Annotated in this window: 17 protein-coding genes; 10 read left to right on the top strand and 7 right to left on the bottom strand. The window is 68.8% G+C overall.

All coding sequences use genetic code 11. The features are described 5' to 3' along the window. Window positions 1–183: 183 nt before the first annotated feature. The 3 genes from S2M10_RS21280 to S2M10_RS21290 are packed head-to-tail and all read right to left on the bottom strand — an operon-like array spanning window position 184 to window position 2,797. On the bottom strand, window positions 184–1,047 hold the full coding sequence (locus tag S2M10_RS21280) for a pirin family protein (protein WP_168847862.1): 864 nt from the start codon (window positions 1,045–1,047) through the stop codon (window positions 184–186). Further along, the gene (gene metW / locus S2M10_RS21285; protein WP_168847863.1) at window positions 1,044–1,679 is read right to left on the bottom strand and encodes a methionine biosynthesis protein MetW; all 636 of its coding nucleotides are present in this window, start codon (window positions 1,677–1,679) and stop codon (window positions 1,044–1,046) included. The genes S2M10_RS21280 and metW overlap by 4 nt, the downstream gene beginning before the upstream one ends. Further along, window positions 1,676–2,797 carry a homoserine O-acetyltransferase gene (locus S2M10_RS21290; protein WP_168847864.1) on the bottom strand — a complete coding sequence of 374 codons (1,122 nt, stop codon included), beginning with the start codon at window positions 2,795–2,797 and terminating at the stop codon, window positions 1,676–1,678. The genes metW and S2M10_RS21290 overlap by 4 nt, the downstream gene beginning before the upstream one ends. 90 nt (window positions 2,798–2,887) lie before the next feature. On the opposite strand from S2M10_RS21290, the gene hisC reads away from it, so the two are divergent. Both hisC and S2M10_RS21300 read left to right on the top strand, forming a co-directional pair. Then, window positions 2,888–3,982 carry a histidinol-phosphate transaminase gene (hisC, locus tag S2M10_RS21295; protein ID WP_168847865.1) on the top strand — a complete coding sequence of 365 codons (1,095 nt, stop codon included), beginning with the start codon at window positions 2,888–2,890 and terminating at the stop codon, window positions 3,980–3,982. Then, window positions 3,982–4,890 (top strand): prephenate/arogenate dehydrogenase family protein, encoded by a 909-nt coding sequence (locus S2M10_RS21300; RefSeq protein ID WP_168847866.1) that lies wholly within the window; start codon window positions 3,982–3,984, stop codon window positions 4,888–4,890. The genes hisC and S2M10_RS21300 overlap by 1 nt, the downstream gene beginning before the upstream one ends. A gap of 133 nt (window positions 4,891–5,023) precedes the next feature. Here the strand turns inward: S2M10_RS21300 and S2M10_RS21305 are convergent, their stop codons facing one another. Beyond that, the gene (locus S2M10_RS21305; RefSeq protein WP_168847867.1) at window positions 5,024–5,260 is read right to left on the bottom strand and encodes a hypothetical protein; all 237 of its coding nucleotides are present in this window, start codon (window positions 5,258–5,260) and stop codon (window positions 5,024–5,026) included. Between the two features lie 90 nt (window positions 5,261–5,350). Here S2M10_RS21305 and S2M10_RS21310 point away from each other — a divergent pair, with 90 nt between their 5' ends. From S2M10_RS21310 to S2M10_RS21320, 3 genes are all read left to right on the top strand, one after another. Continuing rightward, on the top strand, window positions 5,351–7,171 hold the full coding sequence (locus tag S2M10_RS21310; RefSeq protein WP_211091210.1) for an ABC transporter ATP-binding protein/permease: 1,821 nt from the start codon (window positions 5,351–5,353) through the stop codon (window positions 7,169–7,171). 109 nt (window positions 7,172–7,280) lie between these two features. After that, window positions 7,281–8,177: a hypothetical protein gene (locus S2M10_RS21315; protein ID WP_168847868.1), complete on the top strand. Its 897-nt coding sequence runs from the start codon at window positions 7,281–7,283 to the stop codon at window positions 8,175–8,177. Window positions 8,178–8,194: 17 nt separating this feature from the next. After that, window positions 8,195–9,133, top strand: coding sequence for an alpha/beta hydrolase (locus S2M10_RS21320; protein ID WP_168847869.1), 939 nt, complete (start codon window positions 8,195–8,197; stop codon window positions 9,131–9,133). A 138-nt stretch (window positions 9,134–9,271) separates the two neighbouring features. On the opposite strand, the gene S2M10_RS21325 is transcribed toward S2M10_RS21320, so the two are convergent. Continuing rightward, window positions 9,272–9,826, bottom strand: coding sequence for a TlpA disulfide reductase family protein (locus S2M10_RS21325; RefSeq protein WP_348770653.1), 555 nt, complete (start codon window positions 9,824–9,826; stop codon window positions 9,272–9,274). A 25-nt stretch (window positions 9,827–9,851) separates the two neighbouring features. Here S2M10_RS21325 and argH point away from each other — a divergent pair, with 25 nt between their 5' ends. From argH to S2M10_RS21350, 5 genes are read left to right on the top strand one after another with little or no spacing between them, the layout of a single operon-like run. Then, on the top strand, window positions 9,852–11,228 hold the full coding sequence (gene argH / locus S2M10_RS21330; RefSeq protein WP_168847871.1) for an argininosuccinate lyase: 1,377 nt from the start codon (window positions 9,852–9,854) through the stop codon (window positions 11,226–11,228). Then, complete coding sequence (locus S2M10_RS21335; protein ID WP_168847872.1) at window positions 11,225–11,470, top strand: hypothetical protein; 246 nt, start codon at window positions 11,225–11,227, stop codon at window positions 11,468–11,470. Before argH ends, S2M10_RS21335 begins: the two co-directional genes overlap by 4 nt. 34 nt (window positions 11,471–11,504) lie before the next feature. Beyond that, window positions 11,505–12,764, top strand: coding sequence for a diaminopimelate decarboxylase (gene lysA / locus S2M10_RS21340; RefSeq protein WP_168847873.1), 1,260 nt, complete (start codon window positions 11,505–11,507; stop codon window positions 12,762–12,764). Continuing rightward, window positions 12,761–13,516, top strand: a complete 756-nt coding sequence (locus tag S2M10_RS21345) for a siroheme synthase (protein WP_168847874.1) — start codon at window positions 12,761–12,763, stop codon at window positions 13,514–13,516. Before lysA ends, S2M10_RS21345 begins: the two co-directional genes overlap by 4 nt. Beyond that, on the top strand, window positions 13,513–14,463 hold the full coding sequence (locus S2M10_RS21350; protein ID WP_168847875.1) for a zinc transporter ZntB: 951 nt from the start codon (window positions 13,513–13,515) through the stop codon (window positions 14,461–14,463). The genes S2M10_RS21345 and S2M10_RS21350 overlap by 4 nt, the downstream gene beginning before the upstream one ends. A 131-nt stretch (window positions 14,464–14,594) precedes the next feature. On the opposite strand, the gene S2M10_RS21355 is transcribed toward S2M10_RS21350, so the two are convergent. Continuing rightward, window positions 14,595–15,131 carry an NADPH-dependent FMN reductase gene (locus S2M10_RS21355; RefSeq protein ID WP_168847876.1) on the bottom strand — a complete coding sequence of 179 codons (537 nt, stop codon included), beginning with the start codon at window positions 15,129–15,131 and terminating at the stop codon, window positions 14,595–14,597. Window positions 15,132–15,177: 46 nt separating this feature from the next. Then, entirely contained in the window at window positions 15,178–16,515 is a 1,338-nt protein-coding gene (locus tag S2M10_RS21360) for a M20/M25/M40 family metallo-hydrolase (RefSeq protein WP_168847877.1), read from the bottom strand. Between the last annotated feature and the right edge of the window lie 35 nt (window positions 16,516–16,550).

Consider the following 16,550-nt stretch of genomic DNA (forward strand, 5'->3'; position numbering starts at 1 on the left):
TTCTCTCTCCCTATCGGGGAGAGGGAGGGCTGACATGTAAGTTGGGGGAAGGCTTCCGCAGCCTTCCCCGTCATCCCCGCGAAGGCGGGGATCCATTGGCGCTGAAGGTGCGGTTCCTTGCCCCAGCGCCGAGGGCAATGGATTCCCGCCGTCGCGGGAATGACAATAAGGAGGGTGGGCTGGTTAGCCCGCCACGATCTCCGCCACGCCGAACAGGCCGCGCTGATAATCGGCATAGGCCTGGTGGATTTCCTCCACCGTAGTCATCACGAACGGGCCGTGCGCGACCACCGGCTCGGGGATCTTCGCGGCATGGCCGAACAGAATGAGCGCGGGTTCGTCGGCGGTGAGCGTCAGCGTGTCGCCCGCCGAGAGGCTCGCCAGATGCCAGTTGGGCAGCGCACGCTCGCCCAGCTTCACGCTTCCGCGCACCGCGTAGAGGAACAGGTCCCGGCCCGCGATGCCGTCGAAGGTCAGCGTTGCGCCCGCGGAGAGCTGCGCCCAGCACAGGAACACGCCGGTCAGCGATTCGATCGGGCCGATGCGCCCGCCGAATTCGCCCGAGACGAGGTGCACCGTCGCGCCGTCGCCGCCCGCCACGCCCGGAAAGGCATCCGCCTGCAGCCCGACATAGCGCGGCGCGGTCATCTTGAGCCGGCTGGGCAGGTTCACCCAGAGCTGGAGGATCTCCATCGGGCCGCCGTCGCGTTTGAACTCGGCGGGCGAGACTTCGGCATGGACGATGCCGCGCCCGGCGGTCATCCACTGTACGCCGCCGGCGCGGATGATGCTCTCATGCCCGGCCGAATCGGTGTGGGCGAGCGAGCCCTCCAGGATGAAGGTCACCGTCTCGAACCCGCGATGCGGGTGCGGGCCGAAGGGCAGGCCGCGATTGTTCGGCGCGTAGGTCTGCGGGCCGTGATGGTTGAGGAACAGGAAGGCGCCGATCTGCTCCAGCCCCGGGCCTGGCACCGGCCGACGGGTGACGAGATCGCCGATATCGTCGCGATAGGCCGCATGGGTGGCGAGCAGGGTGACGTCGGTCATCGATCGTGCCTCAGCAGGAAGACGGCGTGTTCCGCCAGGAGATTGGCCATAGCCGATCCGGTCTGCTGGTCGCCCGAGAGGAACCACGCGCCCTTGATGGCGATGCCGCGCTCTTTCACCAGCGCACGGAAATCGTCGACGGTGACATGGTGGATGTTGGGCGTCGCGTACCAGGCGATCGGCAGCAGCCGCGTCACCGGCATCCGCCCGCCGAACAGCAGCGAGGCCCGCACCCGCCAATGCGCGAAATTGGGGAAGGAGACGAAGGCGTGGCGGCCGATCCGCAGCAGTTGTTCCAGCACCCAGTCGGGTCGCCTTGTGGTCTGCAGCGTCTGGCTGAGGATGGCATAGTCGAAGCTGTCGTCGGGATAATCGGCGAGGTCGCTATCGGCGTCGCCCTGAATCACCGAGAGGCCGCGCCCCACGGCGGCGGCGACATTGGTCGAGTCGAGTTCAAGTCCCCGTGCATCGCAACCGCGATGATCACGGAGTGCCGCCATCAATGCACCGTCGCCGCAACCGACGTCCAGCACGCGCGCGCCGTGATCGATATGTGAGGCGATGATCGCAAGATCGGGACGCAGGATAGAAAGCCAGGACGGTGTAGCGCTGGAGTAGTCGTTCGGCGTCATACGTCCCCCGCGGCAAGAAATCCGCCGATCACGCGGTCCAGCTCGGGGCTCTCCAGCAGGAAGGCGTCGTGGCCGAAGGGCGAGCTCAGCTCGACGAAGCTGGCCGGCGCGCCCGCCGCGTTGAGCGCATGGGCGATCGTCCGCGATTCGGCCGTTGGATACAGCCAGTCGGTATCGAAGCTAACCACGCAGAACCTTGCCTGGGACGCCCGGAAGGCTTTGGCGAGCAGCCCGCCATGCTCCTCGGCCAGGTCGAAATAGTCGAGCGCCCGGGTGATGTAGAGGTAGGAGTTGGCGTCGAACCGGTCGACAAAGGCCAGCCCCTGGTGGCGCAGATAGCTCTCGACCTGGAAATCGGCATCGAAGCCGAAGGTCTTGGCCTCGCGGCCCTGGAGCTTGCGGCCGAACTTGGCGGTGAGGCCCGCCTCGGACAGATAGGTGATGTGCGCTGCCATCCGCGCCACGGCGAGCCCGGCGGCGGGGGGATCCTGCGCCTCGTAATAGGCGCCGCCGCGCCATTTGGGGTCGGCCATGATCGCCTGGCGGCCGACCTCGTGGAACGCGATGTTCTGCGCCGAGTGCCGCGCGGCCGACGCGATCACCACCGCGGCGCGGACGCGCTCGGGGAAGGTCGCCGCCCAGCTCAGCGCCTGCATGCCGCCCATTGATCCGCCGACCACCGCGAACAGCCGGTCCACGCCGAGATGGTCGAGCAGCATCGCCTGCGCGCGCACCATGTCGCGAATGGTGATGACCGGGAACTGCATGCCCCAGGGCTGGCCGGTCGCCGAATTGATCGTCGCGGGTCCCGAGGAGCCGAGGCAGCTGCCCAGCACGTTCGAGCAGACCACGAACCAGCGGTTCGTATCGATCGGTTTGCCGGGCCCCACCATCCGCGCCCACCAGCCGGGCTTGCCGGTGACGGGGTGCTCGGAGGCGAGGTGCTGGTCGCCGGTCAGCGCGTGGCAGACGAGGATGGCGTTGCTCGCTTGCGGGTTGAGCGTGCCATAGGTCTCGTAGGCAATGTCGACCGGCGAGAACAGCACGCCGCCGTCGAGGCGCAGCGGCCCCGGCAGCGTTACCGAGCGGCGAAGGCCGAAACGCGGATCATCGGACATGGTAGGCGCGTAGGCGCGCGCGCGCGTCCATTCAAGCTTCCCCGCCGCACGGCTTGCCAATCGGCCGCCGTTCCGCCAATCCCCCGGCCCATGAACGCACCCGTCCCCAAGCCCTGGGTGATGGCCATCGCCCCTTACGTCCCGGGCCGCGCCACCACCGATTCGGGCAAGCCCGCCGCCAAGCTCTCGTCGAACGAGAATCCGTTCGGCACGCCCCAGGCCGCACGCGACGCCTATGCCGCCGCCGCGACCGAGCTGGAGCGCTATCCCGATGCCGGCGCGGTCGCGCTGCGCGAGGCGCTGGGCGCGCATTACGGGGTCGAGCCCGAGCGGATCGTCTACGGCACCGGCTCGGACGAAGTGCTGCACCTCGCCGCCGGCGCCTTTGCCGGGGTGGGCGACGAGATCATCTATGTCCGCTATGGCTTCGCGGTGTACGACATCGCCGCCCGCCGGGTCGGCGCGACGCCGGTGGTGGCGCCCGATCGCGACTATGCGACCGATGTCGACGCGATCCTGGCGTGCGTGACCGAGAAGACCAAGGTCGTCTTCCTCGCCAATCCGAACAACCCGACCGGCACCTATACGGCGCGCGAAGAGATCGCCCGCCTGCACGCCGCGCTGCCCCAGAGCGTGCTGCTGGTGCTCGACCAAGCCTATACCGAATATCTCGATCCCCAGGATGATGACGGTGGTCTCGAGCTCGCCCGCACCGAGCCCAACGTGCTGGTGACGCGCACCTTCTCGAAGATCTTCGGCCTCGCCTCGGAGCGGGTCGGCTGGGGCTATGCGCATCCCGACATCATCGCCGCGATGCACCGCATCCGCGCGCCCTTCGCGTTCAGCATCGGCGCCGGGCGCGCCGCGATCGCGGCGCTGGGCGACAAGGCATTCGTGGAGCACAGCCGCGCGCACAACGCCAAGTGGCTCCAGTGGTTCGCCGACGAGATTGCCGGCATGGGCAACAAGGGCGTTCGTGCGGTGCCCTCCAAGGCCAATTTCCAGCTCGTCCTGTTCGAGGGTGCGGTGAATGCCGAGGCGGCGTACAAGCACCTGATGGAGGACGGCTATATCGTCCGCTGGCTGCCCGGCCAGGGTCTGCCCCACGGCCTGCGCATCACCATCGGCACCGAGGAAGAGATCCAGGGCGTGGCGGCATCGCTGCGCCGGCTGCTCGGCGCCTGATGCTGCCCTTCGCGCGCGTCACCATCCTTGGCCTCGGGCTGATCGGCTCGTCGATCGCCCGCGGCATCCGCCAGCACATGCCGAGCGTGCGGGTGACCGGCTATGATGCCGATCCCGCCGTGCGCGAGACGGCGGTGGCGATCGCGTTGTGCGATGACGTGGCCGACAGCGCCGGCACCTCGGTGATCGACGCCGACCTCGTCATCCTCTGCGTACCGGTGGGCGCGATGGGGGCAGTCGCGGCCGAGCTCGCGGCCGACCTGCCCGCCGAGGCGATCGTCAGCGATGTCGGCTCGTCCAAGCTGAGCGTGATCGAGGCGGTACGGGAGGCGTTGCCGGACGCGACGTTCATCCCCGCCCACCCGGTGGCGGGCACCGAGAATAGCGGACCGACCGCTGGCTTCGCCTCGCTGTTCCACCATCGCTGGTGCATCGTCACTCCGCCCGAGGGCAGCGATCCGCTGGCGGTGGAGCGGGTCAGCGAATTTTGGCGGCGGCTCGGCGCGATGGTCGAGACGATGGAGCCGGGGCATCACGATCGGGTGCTGGCGGTAACCAGCCATCTGCCGCATTTGATTGCGTATACGATCGTCGGCACCGCCTCGGACCTGGAGGAAGTCACCCAGTCCGAGGTGATCAAATATTCGGCGGGCGGCTTCCGAGACTTCACCCGCATCGCCGCGTCCGATCCTACGATGTGGCGCGACGTGTTCCTCAGCAACCGCGAGGCGGTGCTCGACATGCTCCAGCGCTTCACCGAGGACTTGACCGCGCTCCAGCGCGCGATCCGCTGGGGCAAGGGCGACGAGCTGTTCGAGCTTTTCAGCCGCACCCGCGCGATCCGCCGCTCGATCATCGACCAGGGGCAGGACGATGCACGGCCGGATTTCGGGCGTTCGCACGAATAGGGTTGCTGCGCCCCTTCCGCTGTCATTCCCGCGAAGGCGGGAATCCATTTGCCAGGACGCTTGGGGAAAGACCCGCGGCTTCAGCGCCAATGGATCCCCGCCTTCGCGGGGATGACGGTGGGGAGAGCCGGGCTTAGCCCCCCGTCACCCGCCGCTGCGGCGCGCGCTCGACCATCCGCTCGCCCTGACGCTGGCACGCCGCCTCCACAACGGGATAGTCGACATCGGTGGCGCGACGAAGCGCGCCTTCCATGGCTTCCTGGCAGGCGACCTGCGACGTATAGCGGGCGGGTTCCAGGCGAACCTGGCGGCAGGCCTGCGCATCGTCGCTGCAGCCCATGATCGCTAGTACGTAGAGCAGTTGGTCCATGACGGATGACCTCCTGCCGCAATCAACGGACAGACCTCCGGGCCGTTCCCATGGTTGCGTCCCGCCTGGCTGCGTCCCAGATTAGGGCGGATGCCTCCCGAAACCTCGTCCTCCACGCTCGACCGGCCCATGCTCGGCACGATGAAGCGCTTCCTGCCGTACCTGTGGCCGCGCCATGCGCCGGGCCTCAGGGTGCGGATCGTGCTCGCGCTGCTGCTCGTGCTCTGCTCGAAGCTGGTGCAGGTCTATGGCGCGCCCTTCGCGCTGCAGGGCGCGATCGACCGGATGGCCTCGGGTCCGCGCGACGCGGTGTGGCTGATCGTCGCGCTCGTCACCGGCTATGCCGCCGCGCGGCTGGGCACGGTGCTGTTCGACAATATGCGCAACGCGGTGTTCGAGCGGGTGGGGCAGGACGCCACCCGCCGGCTCGCCTCGGACGTGTTCCGCCACCTCCACCAGCTTTCGCTGCGCTTCCACCTCAACCGCCGCACCGGCGCGGTGACCAAGGTGGTCGAGCGCGGCACCAAGAGCATCGACACGATGCTCTATTTCCTGCTGTTCAACATCGCGCCGACGATCCTCGAGCTCGGCATGGTGCTCGGCATCTTCGGCACGCGCTTTGGCTGGTGGCTGGTGGCGGGCACGCTGGCGATGGTGGTGGTCTATATCGCCTTTACCCGCTGGGTGACCGACTGGCGTTCCAAGCTGCGCGAGCAGATGAACGACTTGGATACGGGCGCGGTTGCGCATGCGGTCGATTCGCTGCTCAACTTCGAGACGGTCAAATATTTCAATGCCGAAGCCCGCGAGAGCGCCCGCTACGACAAGGCGATGACGGCGTACATGAACGCCGCCGTCACCAGCGAGAATTCGCTCGCCTGGCTCAATATCGGCCAGGCGCTGATCACCAACCTGATGCTCGCCGCCGGCATGGCGCTGGTGGTGTTCGGCTGGGCGAGCGGTCGCTTCACGCCGGGCGACGTGGTGCTGGTGTCGACGCTGCTCAGCCAGCTGTTCCGCCCGCTCGACATGCTCGGCTGGGTGTATCGCACGATCCGCCAGGGCGTGATCGACATGGGCGCGATGTTCGACCTGCTTGATACCGGCGCGGAGGTGAAGGACGCACCCGATGCCCAGCCCTTGGCCATTCAGCAGGGCCATGTCCGGTTCGAGGGCGTGCAGTTCGGCTATGACGCCGATCGCCAGATCCTCAAGGGCATCGACCTCGACATCCCGGCCGGCGCGACGATCGCGGTGGTCGGCCCCTCGGGCGCGGGCAAGTCGACGCTCGCGCGGCTGATGTACCGCTTCTACGACGTCACCGGCGGCCACATCACCATTGACGGACAGGACATCCGCGAGGTGACCCAGGCGAGCCTGCGCGCCGCGATCGGCATCGTGCCGCAGGACACGGTGCTGTTCAACGAAACGATCGGCTACAACATCGCCTATGGCCGCGAGGGCGCGACGCCCGAGCAGATCGCCGAGGCGGTGCGCGGCGCCTCGATTGCCAACTTCATCCAGGCGCTGCCCGACGGGCTCGATACCCGCGTGGGCGAGCGCGGCCTCAAGCTCTCCGGCGGCGAGAAGCAGCGCGTGGCGATCGCCCGCACGCTGGTGAAGAATCCGCCGATCCTGATCCTCGACGAGGCGACCAGCGCGCTAGACAGCCGTACCGAGGCGGATATCCAAGCGACGCTCGAATCGATCGAGCAGGGCCGCACTACCATCGTCATTGCGCACCGGCTGTCGACCGTGGTCCATGCCGATCGCATCATCGTGCTGGAGGCGGGTCGGGTGGTCGAGCAGGGCACCCATGCCGAGCTGCTGCGCGAAGGCGGGATCTATGCCGAGATGTGGGCGCGGCAGGCGCAGGAACGCGAGGAAGGCGAAGCGCCGGTCGCGGAGTAGGTGTACGGCGAAGCGTTCTGAAATATCGATGGATTGATGCGGCAAGTGGCGGTAGCGTCAGGGTTCCTCTCGATCGGGGCATCAGATGCGAGTCTTGCTCTTGCTTTCCATGGTTGCCGCTTCGCTTCTGCTCGCCCCACCGGCTGCTAGCGGGCCCCCGGTCGAGGCCATCGCGGAAGGCACGTTCCGGTTCTGGAAACCCAGCGACGGGGTGGCGACATGGACCTCGGCAGGTGTCCGCATCCGGATCGAGCCGGCGCCCTGCCGCACCCCGCCGCAAACCGAGGGCTGCAGCTTCGACCATGTCAACAACCAGCCGCTGGTGACGATCACGGCGCCGGGCCTGCCCGACTACCGCGCGCTCGGGGATTCGCAGTCGTCCTTCTACCGGATCGCCGTAGCTCGCCTTCAACCTGGCGACAGCCGCCCGGGCATCGTTCTCGAAAACCAGTCGGGCGGTTCCGGCGGAGACGTGCGCGAGCAGATCCTGCTTTCCGATGGCAGCGGCTATCGCGAGCAACTCCTGCCCGGGCATCTTCAGGGAGAACTGCCGGCCCGGCTGTCCGATCTTTCGGGCGACGGCGCCGTCGATTTCGTGCTGGGGGACGGATCGTTCGATGGCGCTTTCGGGTGCAACGCCTGCACGCCGCGGCCGCCCAGGGTGCTCAGCTTCCGAAACGGCGTGGCCGTCGATGTATCGCGCGAGCGTGCCTATGCCGACGTGTTCCGGCGCGCATTGCCGGGGTTACGCGACCGCTGCTTCGACCGGCACCAGCGCTATCGCAACGGCAGCTGCGCCGCCTATGTCGCGACGGCGGCGCGGCTGGGGCTGGTATCCCCCGCGTGGAATGCCATGCTGCGCCACTATAACCGCGAGGGTATCGACATTTGGCGGGGTTGTGTCGCAGCCCCGCCTCGCGGGAACGCCGGTGCCGACCAACGCTGTTATCGCACGTTCCCCCAGTCTCTGGCAGCCTTTCTGCGCAAGACCGAGTATATGCGCTGACGACCTGAGGAGGGCAGATGCGGATAGCGTTCGGAGTGGCAGGCATGGGCGTGCTCGGGTTGGCCGGATGGTCGGCCTGGGCGGGGCGCAAGGCCGAGCAAATGGTGCCGGCGGATGGCCGCTTTCTCGAGGTCGACGGCGCGCGACTGCATATCGTCGAGCTGGGGCCGAAGGACGCCGCCGGGCCGGCGATCGTGATGATCCACGGCATCATGGCGCAGCTGCGCAATTTCAGCCATTCGCTCGCTGGCCGACTGGCGAAGGACCACCGGGTGATCCTGATCGATCGGCCGGGCTGGGGTCATTCGCGGCTCACCGGCTCGCGGCCCGATCTCGCCCGGCAGGGGCGGATGATCGCGCAAGCGATCGAGACGCTGGGGCTGGAGAAGCCGCTGGTGGTCGGCCATTCGATGGGCGGCGCGGTTGCCCTCGCGCTCGCCACCGAGCGGCCGGAGGTGCCCGGCGCGCTGGCGCTGATCGCGCCGCTGACGCAGATCGTCGACCAGCCGCCGGCGGTGTTCCGCGGGTTGATAGCGCCGCCGGGCCTTCGCGATGCGCTCGCCTGGACGGTTGCGGTGCCGATGGCCGTGGCATTCGGCAAGCAGGGCGCCGAGGCGGTGTTCGCGCCCGATCCGGTGCCGGCGGACTTCGCCACGGCGGGCGGCGGGGCGCTGTCGGCGCGCGCATCCGCCTATCAGATGGGCAGCTTCGAGATCCGCATGGCGCAGCGGGCGATGCCGCCGCTGATCGCGCGGTACGGGGAGATTCGGGTGCCGGTGTCGATCCTCTATGGCCGCCAGGATGCGCTGCTCGATCCGGCGCTGCACGGTGAGCGGACAGCCGCCGAGATTGCCGGGGGCAAGGTCACGCTGATCGACGGCGGGCACATGCTGCCGCTGACGCATGCGGCGGAAACCGAGGCTTGGCTGCGCGCGGTGTTGGTGGGAATGGCATAAACCACAACCCTCACCCTCCCCCCCGCCTGCGGCGGCGGGTCCCCTCCCTCTCCCAAGGGGAGAGGGCGCTTGAATCCCTCCCCCTTGGGAGAGGGAGGGAGCCGCGAAGCAGCGGAAGGGCGAGGGTGCCCTGCCCGGTTACTGCGCCTCTGCGATCAGCTTGGCAGCCTGGTCACCCGCCCAGTCGAACTCACCCGAGACGCGCCACACTTCCTTGCCGGCCGAATCATAGAGGATCGTCGTCGGCAGGTTGACGCCGAGCTGCACGCTGAATGCGGTGTCGGTATCCAGCCAGGGCTTCAGATGCTGGTACCCGTTCTTCTGGAAGAACGGGCCGACCACTTCCATCCCCTTGAGGTCCTGGCTCAGCGGCAACACCACCAGCGTGTCGCCTGCCTTGCCGGCCAGCGTATCGAGCGTCGGCATTTCCTTGATGCACGGCACGCACCAGGTCGCCCACAGGTTGAGCAGCACCGGCTTGCCCTGGAAGGCGGCCAGCGTGGTCTTCTTGCCCGCGGCGTCGGTGAACGGAATCGTCGGCGCCGCCTCGCCCTTGTGGCTGCGGTCGACGGCGCCGCCCGGGGCGGGGACGCCCGCAGTGGCGGGTGCCGTTACGTTCGCTTGCTGAGAAGGCTGGGATTGCTTATCGCACCCCGCAACTGCGAGGGCGCCCAAAAGGAGAAGACCGATCACCGAGCGCAAGGACAGCTCCAATTCCATGTGGGGAGGGCGCTTCGCCGAAGGCCCGTCCGCGGTGATGCGCGAGATAAACGCCTCCATCCCCTTCGACAAGCGGATGTGGCAGCAGGATCTGCGCGGCTCCAAGGCGCATGTCGCGATGCTGGGCCAGCAGGGGATCGTGGGTGCGGAGGATGCCGCGACGATCGGCGCGGGCCTCGACCAGGTCGCCGAGGACTTCGCCGCGAACGGCGTGCCCGAGGATCTGGCGCTCGAAGACATCCACATGCTCGCCGAAAGCCGGCTGGCTGCGACCATCGGCCCCGTCGCGGGTCGCCTCCACACCGCGCGCTCGCGCAATGACCAGGTCGCGACCGACTTCCGCCTCTGGGTGCGCGACGCGATCGACCAGGCCGATGCGGCGCTGGGCGCGCTCCAGGACGCGCTGCTCGCCCGCGCCGAACAGCATGCCGACAGCGTGATGCCGGGCTTCACCCACCTTCAGGTCGCGCAGCCGGTGACCTTGGGCCACCATCTGATGGCCTATTTCGAGATGTTCGCGCGCGATCGCTCGCGGCTCAAGGATGCGCGCGCGCGCATGAACCTGTGCCCGCTGGGCTCGGCGGCGCTGGCCGGCACCGGCTTCAACCTCGATCGCGAGCGCACGGCAAAGGAACTCGGCTTCGACGGCCCGACCCGCAACTCGCTCGATTCGGTATCCGACCGCGATTTCGCGCTCGATTACCTCACCGCCGCCGCGCAGTGCAGCCTGCATCTGAGCCGGCTGGCCGAGGAATTCGTCATCTGGGCCAGCCAGCCCTTCGGCTTCGTCGCGCTGTCCGACCAATGGTCGACCGGCAGCTCGATCATGCCGCAGAAGCGCAACCCCGACGCGGCCGAGCTGGTTCGTGGCCATTCCGGGCGGATCAGCGGCGCGCTGTTCAGCCTGATGATGACGATGAAGGGGCTGCCGCTCGCCTATTCGAAGGACATGCAGGACGACAAGCCGCCGGTGTTCGAGGCGCATGACCTGCTCGGCCTGAGCATTGCGGCGATGACCGGCATGGTCGAGAGCGCGACCTTCCGGCTCGAGCGGATGCGCGCGGCGGCGGAAGCCGGCTTCTCGACCGCGACCGATCTGGCCGACTGGCTGGTGCGCGAGGGCGGCATCCCGTTCCGCGAGGCGCACCACATCACCGGTCGCGCGGTCGCCAAGGCCGAGGCGGAGGGCATCCGTCTGGACCAGCTGCCGATCGCAGCGCTCCAGGAAATCGATGCACGGATCGACGAACGCGTGTACGGCGTTCTCAGCGTCGACGCATCGGTGAACAGCCGGACCAGCTTCGGCGGCACGGCACCGTCGCGGGTTCGCGCGGCGATAGCAGCGGCGCGCAAGGGCCGTGAGGAGGAAGCATGAGGAAGCGACTGCTGCTCACCATACCGGCCCTTGGGCTGGCACTGAGCGGTTGCGGCGTGCGCGAGGCCCTGGCCCCGCCGCCGGGGGGCTCGCTGCCGGTGGCGCCCTATGGCGCGTCGGCGACGCCCACGCCTCCCGACCTTCTGAAACCCACGGCGCAGAACCGCCCCGCGCGCAGCGACGACCTGATCCAGGCGTCCGAAGCGCGGCGGAGCGACGAGTTCGACCTGCCACCCAACTGATTTTGGCGGCCAATCGCGCCGCACCCAGAGGCCCATGACCGATTTCTCGATGATCGACGGCGAACTGCACGTCGAATCGCTGCCCCTCGCGCGCATCGCCGCCGAGGTGGGCACGCCCGTCTATGTCTATTCCACCGAACGCTTCCAAGCCAATGCCCGCGCCTTTCGCGACGCGCTGAAGCCGCTGGGGCGAATCCACCTCGCCTTCGCGATCAAGGCCAATCCCAACCTCGCGGTGCTCAAGCTGCTGGCGAATGAGGGCTTCGGCGCCGACGTCGTCTCGGGCGGCGAGATGGCGCGCGCGCTGGCGGCGGGCGTGGCGCCCAAGGACATCGTGTTCTCGGGCGTCGGCAAGACCCGCCGCGAACTGGTGAAGGGGCTGGAGGCCGGGATCGGCCAGTTCAACCTCGAACTGGTCGAGGAAGGCGAAGTGCTGGCGGCACTCGCCGCCGAGCGTGGCCTCACCGCGCGCGCGGCGCTGCGGGTGAACCCGGACGTCGATGCCGGTACGCACGAGAAGATCTCGACCGGCAAGGCGGAGAACAAGTTCGGCCTGCCGATCGGCGAGGCGCCCGCCATCTTCGACCGGCTGGGCAAGCTGCCCGGCCTCGATCTGCACGGCATCGCGGTGCATATCGGCAGCCAGCTGCTCGGCCTCGCGCCGCTGGAAGCCGCCTTCGAGCGCGTCGGCCGGCTGCTCGCCGAGCTGCGCGCCAATGGCCACACCATCACCCATGTCGATCTCGGCGGCGGGCTCGGCGTGGCCTATCGCCCCGGCGAGGTGCCGCCGACCCCGGAAGCCTATGCCGAGATGGTCGCGCGGGTGACCAGGGACTGGGACGTCGAACTGATGTTCGAGCCCGGCCGCACCATCGCCGGCAGCGCGGGCGTGCTGGTCACCGAGGTGCTGTGGGTGAAGCCGGGGCAGGTGCATCCCTGGGTGGTGGTGGATGCGGCGATGAACGACCTTGCCCGGGTCGCTCTCTACGACGCCTATCACGGCTTCGCGGCGGTGAAGCCCAGCGGAGAGCGCTTCGTCGCCAATGTCGCCGGACCGGTGTGCGAAAGCACCGACGTGTTCGTCAAGGCGCGCGAGATCGATGCCGTGAAGGCCGGCGACCTCGCCGTGCTGGAAACCGCCGGCGCGTACGGCGCGACCATGGCCAGCACCTATAACAGCCGCCCGTTGGTGCCCGAGGTGCTGGTTTCGGGCGACCGCTATGCCATCGTCGCCGGCCGCATCTCCGCCGAGGAGATCATGGCCGCCGAGCAGGTGCCGGACTGGCTGAAGTGACGCTCGCCGCGCTGCCTCTCTTCGTGAAACTGCAGGGGCGGCCGGTGATTCTGGTCGGCGAGGGCGAACCGGCGGACGCCAAGCGCCGCCTGCTCGACCGCGCCGGCGCGCTGGTGGTGGGCGAGGGCGAGGCCGCCGCGCTCGCCATCGTCGCGCTGGACGAACCCGAGGACGTGGTCGCCCGGCTCAAGGCACGCGGCGTGCTGGTCAACTGCGTCGACCGGCCCGAATTGTGCGACTTCACCCTGCCGGCGATCGTCGACCGCGATCCGGTGCTGATCGCGATCGGCACGGGCGGCGTCTCGGCGGGCTTGGCGGCGGCGCTGCGCCAGCGGCTGGAGGCGTTGCTGCCGGCCAGCCTCGGCGCGCTCGCCAAGGGGCTGGGCCGCAGCCGTGCGGCGATGAAGGCGCGCTGGCCCGATGCCGGCGCGCGGCGCCGGGCGCTGGCCAATGCGCTGGGCGAGGGCGGCATGCTCGATCTGCTCGCGAGCGATGGCGATGTCGATCGCTGGCTGGCCGAGGGCAGCGCCCCGCAGGCCCAGCTCGTCACGCTGCGGCTTACCTCGCCCGATCCCGAGGACCTCACGCTGCGTCAGGCGCGGCTGCTTGCGCAGGCCGATCGGCTTTTCCATCTAGGCGACGTGCCCGACGTCATCCTCAACCGCGCGCGTGCCGATGCCGCGCGCATCCTCGCCCGTCCCCCCGCCGATCCCGGCGACGGCCTGTCGTTGTGGCTGGAGATGGCGTCTTGAGCGGTTTCGCCTATGTGGTGCACGACGGGAAGGTCGAGCAGCCGACGATGCGCGCGGCGCTGGGGCAGAATGGCGGCCTCACCTGGATTCACCTCACCACCAATGACGAGCGTGCCCAGCTCTGGCTGAACGGCGAAGCGAAGCTGTCGCCCTATATCATCGATTCGCTGACCGCGACCGAGACGCGCCCGCGCTGCGACGCGGTGGGCGACGGCGCGGTGATCAATTTGCGCGGGCTTTCGTCCGAGGTGACCACGGCGTCCGATCCGCTGGCCTCGATCCGCCTCTATGCGATGGGCGGCTGCGTCTTCTCGGTGACGCGCAAGCACCTCAACGCGCTGCAGGCGGTGCGCGAGGAGGTCGAATCGCACAAGATCCTCGATCCGGGCGACCTGATCGCCGCCTTCGCCCAGGCGATCACCGAGGAGCTGGATCCGGTGGTGGCCGAGCTCGGCGATTCGCTCGACGATTGCGAGGAGCAGATTTCCGGCCACCGCGCGTTCGAGCTGCGGCGGATGGTCAACAAGGTGCGGGTGCAGGCGATCGGCTATCGGCGGTTCCTCAACCCCCAGCGCGCGGCGATCGAGAAGCTGGCGGGGCTGCCCGGCGACTGGCTGCGCGAGGACGACCGGCTCCACCTCTCCGCCGCCGCGGATCGCGCCGCGCGCATGGCGGAGGAAGTGGAGAGCATCCGCGAGCGCGCCGCGCTGACTCACGAAACGCTCACCGACCTGCGGGGCGAGCTGCTCGACCAGCGCTCGCTGGTGATCGCGATCGTCGCGATGGTGTTCCTGCCGCTGACCTTCCTCACCGGGCTGCTCGGGATGAACGTGGACGGCATTCCCTTCGCGCACGAGCCCTGGGCCTTCTGGGGCGTGGTGGGGATGTGCGTGACGATGTCGCTGGGGATCGCCGGCTATTTCGCGCACCGGCACTGGTTCGAGTAGCGGACCCCAAGGCCGCCATCTCGGCGAACGCCGGGATCCGTTCGCCACGCCGTTGCAGCTCGAGCCGAGACGGTGACTTCAATGGATTCCGGCGGGCGCCGCAATGACGGCTGGTGGCGCCTTCCCGCGCCTCAGCGCTTCAGAAAAGCGAAGATCTGGCCCACCATCACGTCGAGCCCCGCCTGGCAGTGCGTCTCGACGTCCGGCGTCTCCACCGTGTTGACCGCGATCCCCATCGGCGTCGGCCAGCCGCGCAGCGCGTGGGTGATGGTGCGTAGCGCCTGCAGCGTCGCGACCGAGGCCTGCCAGCCGGCCGCGGTGGCGATCAGGCCCACCGGCAGCCCGTCGAAATAGGGCCGCGCGTCGCGGCTGAGCAGCTCGACATAATCGAGCGCGGTCTTCACCAGCCCGGAGAGCGTGCCGTGATAGCCGGGCGACCCGATGATCACCGCGTCCGCGGTGCGCAGCGCCTCGACGAAGCGGATCACCTTGGCGTCGCTCTCGCCATGTTCGGGTTCGTAATGCGGGAAGACGATGTCCGGTCCGGTGAGCAGCGTGGTGCGCGCGCCGCGCGCCTCGGCGCGGGCGAGGGCGGCGGCGAGCAGGCGGCCGGTGCTGGACTGGGCGCGCAGCGTTCCCCCCAGCGCGACGATATGAGGCGTGTGCATGAACCCTCGCTAGAGCAAGCCGGCGCCGGGCGCCAGCTTGGGGCCGTCATTCGGGCTTGCCGCCGGGCTTCCATTCCGGCCTGGCGTCGCTGTTGGCGAGCGCGTGGAGCGGCTCGACCAGCGACTGGATCGCCTTGGTCATGAAGGCGATGTCGATGTTCGCCACCGTATCGTCCTTGCTGTGATAGGTCGGCACCACCGCCCAGCCCGAGATGGTGTGGGCGACGACGCCCTTCTTCGCGAGCGCATAATTGTCCGAACGCTGGAAGAAGTTTTGCTCGGGATAGGGATCGGCGGCGATCAGCGCGCCATGGCTCTTGAGCGTCTCGCCCAGCGTCGAGCGTTCGAACCCGGTCATCATCATCGTGCCGGCGGGCAGCTTGGGATCCTGCGCGCCGATCATCTCGATCTCGACATTGGCGACGATCTGGTCGAGCGGCACCGGCGGGTGCGCGCCGAAATAGGCCGAGCCATAGCCGCCGATCTCCTCCGCGCCATAGGCGACGAACAGGATGCCGCGCTTGGGTCTACCCTTGGCGGCCAGCGTGCGGGCGAGCTCGAGCACCGCGGTGGTGCCCGAGGCATCGTCATTGGCGCCGTGCATGATCGTGCCGTCGGGCTGGACGCCGAGATGGTCGAGATGGGCGCTGAGCAGCAGGACGCCGGCCTTCGGATCGGTGCCCGGCAGCCAGCCGATCGCATTGGTGGTGGTGGCGACCTTTTCTTCGACCGGTACGGTCAGGCGGATCTTCGCGTCCTTCTGCGCGGCCAGCGCGTCGAAGGTGGCCGCCGGTAGGACGACGATCGAGGGGCTGGGCTCTTGCGGTATCCCGCGCAGCCCGCCGGGCAGGCGGGGTTCGCCGTGCAGCGCCTGGACCATCGCCTGCGTGTCCGCACTCTCGCGGATCAGCAGCAGCCGCGGGCTCTTGAGCGCCCGTGCCATGCGATAGAGCTGCATCGCCGGCATGTCGCCCGTCACCAGCATCACGGGGGCGGGGGCCATTTTCGACATCGCCTTGGCCGGGGTGAGTCGCGCCACGCCTTCGCTGCCCTGACCATCGCCGGCCAGGAGCACGGCGCCGGGCACCGTCGCACCATTGGCGGTGAGGGTGATCGGCGCCTTGAGCCTGAGCCGGACGATCTCGGCTTTCTGGAGATAGCCGTCCATGCCGGGCGCCGGCTGCAGGCCGAAGCCGCGGAACTGTGCCGCGACATAGGCGGCGGCGATCGCCTCGTCCGGCGTCGCGCTGCCGCGGCCGCGCAGCCCGTCGCCGGCAAGGAAGATCTCGTGCGCGCGGACCCAGTCCGCATTCACCTGTGCCTGTGCCGGCACCGCCAGCACGCTCGCCGCGGCCCATGCCGCCAGCAGCAACCCACGCTTCATTCGCCATCCCCCGTTCGGTTTGTACCGGGTGATGG

The sequence above is a fragment of the Sphingomonas sp. S2M10 genome, from assembly GCF_012650175.1.
Taxonomy (GTDB): domain Bacteria; phylum Pseudomonadota; class Alphaproteobacteria; order Sphingomonadales; family Sphingomonadaceae; genus Sphingomonas.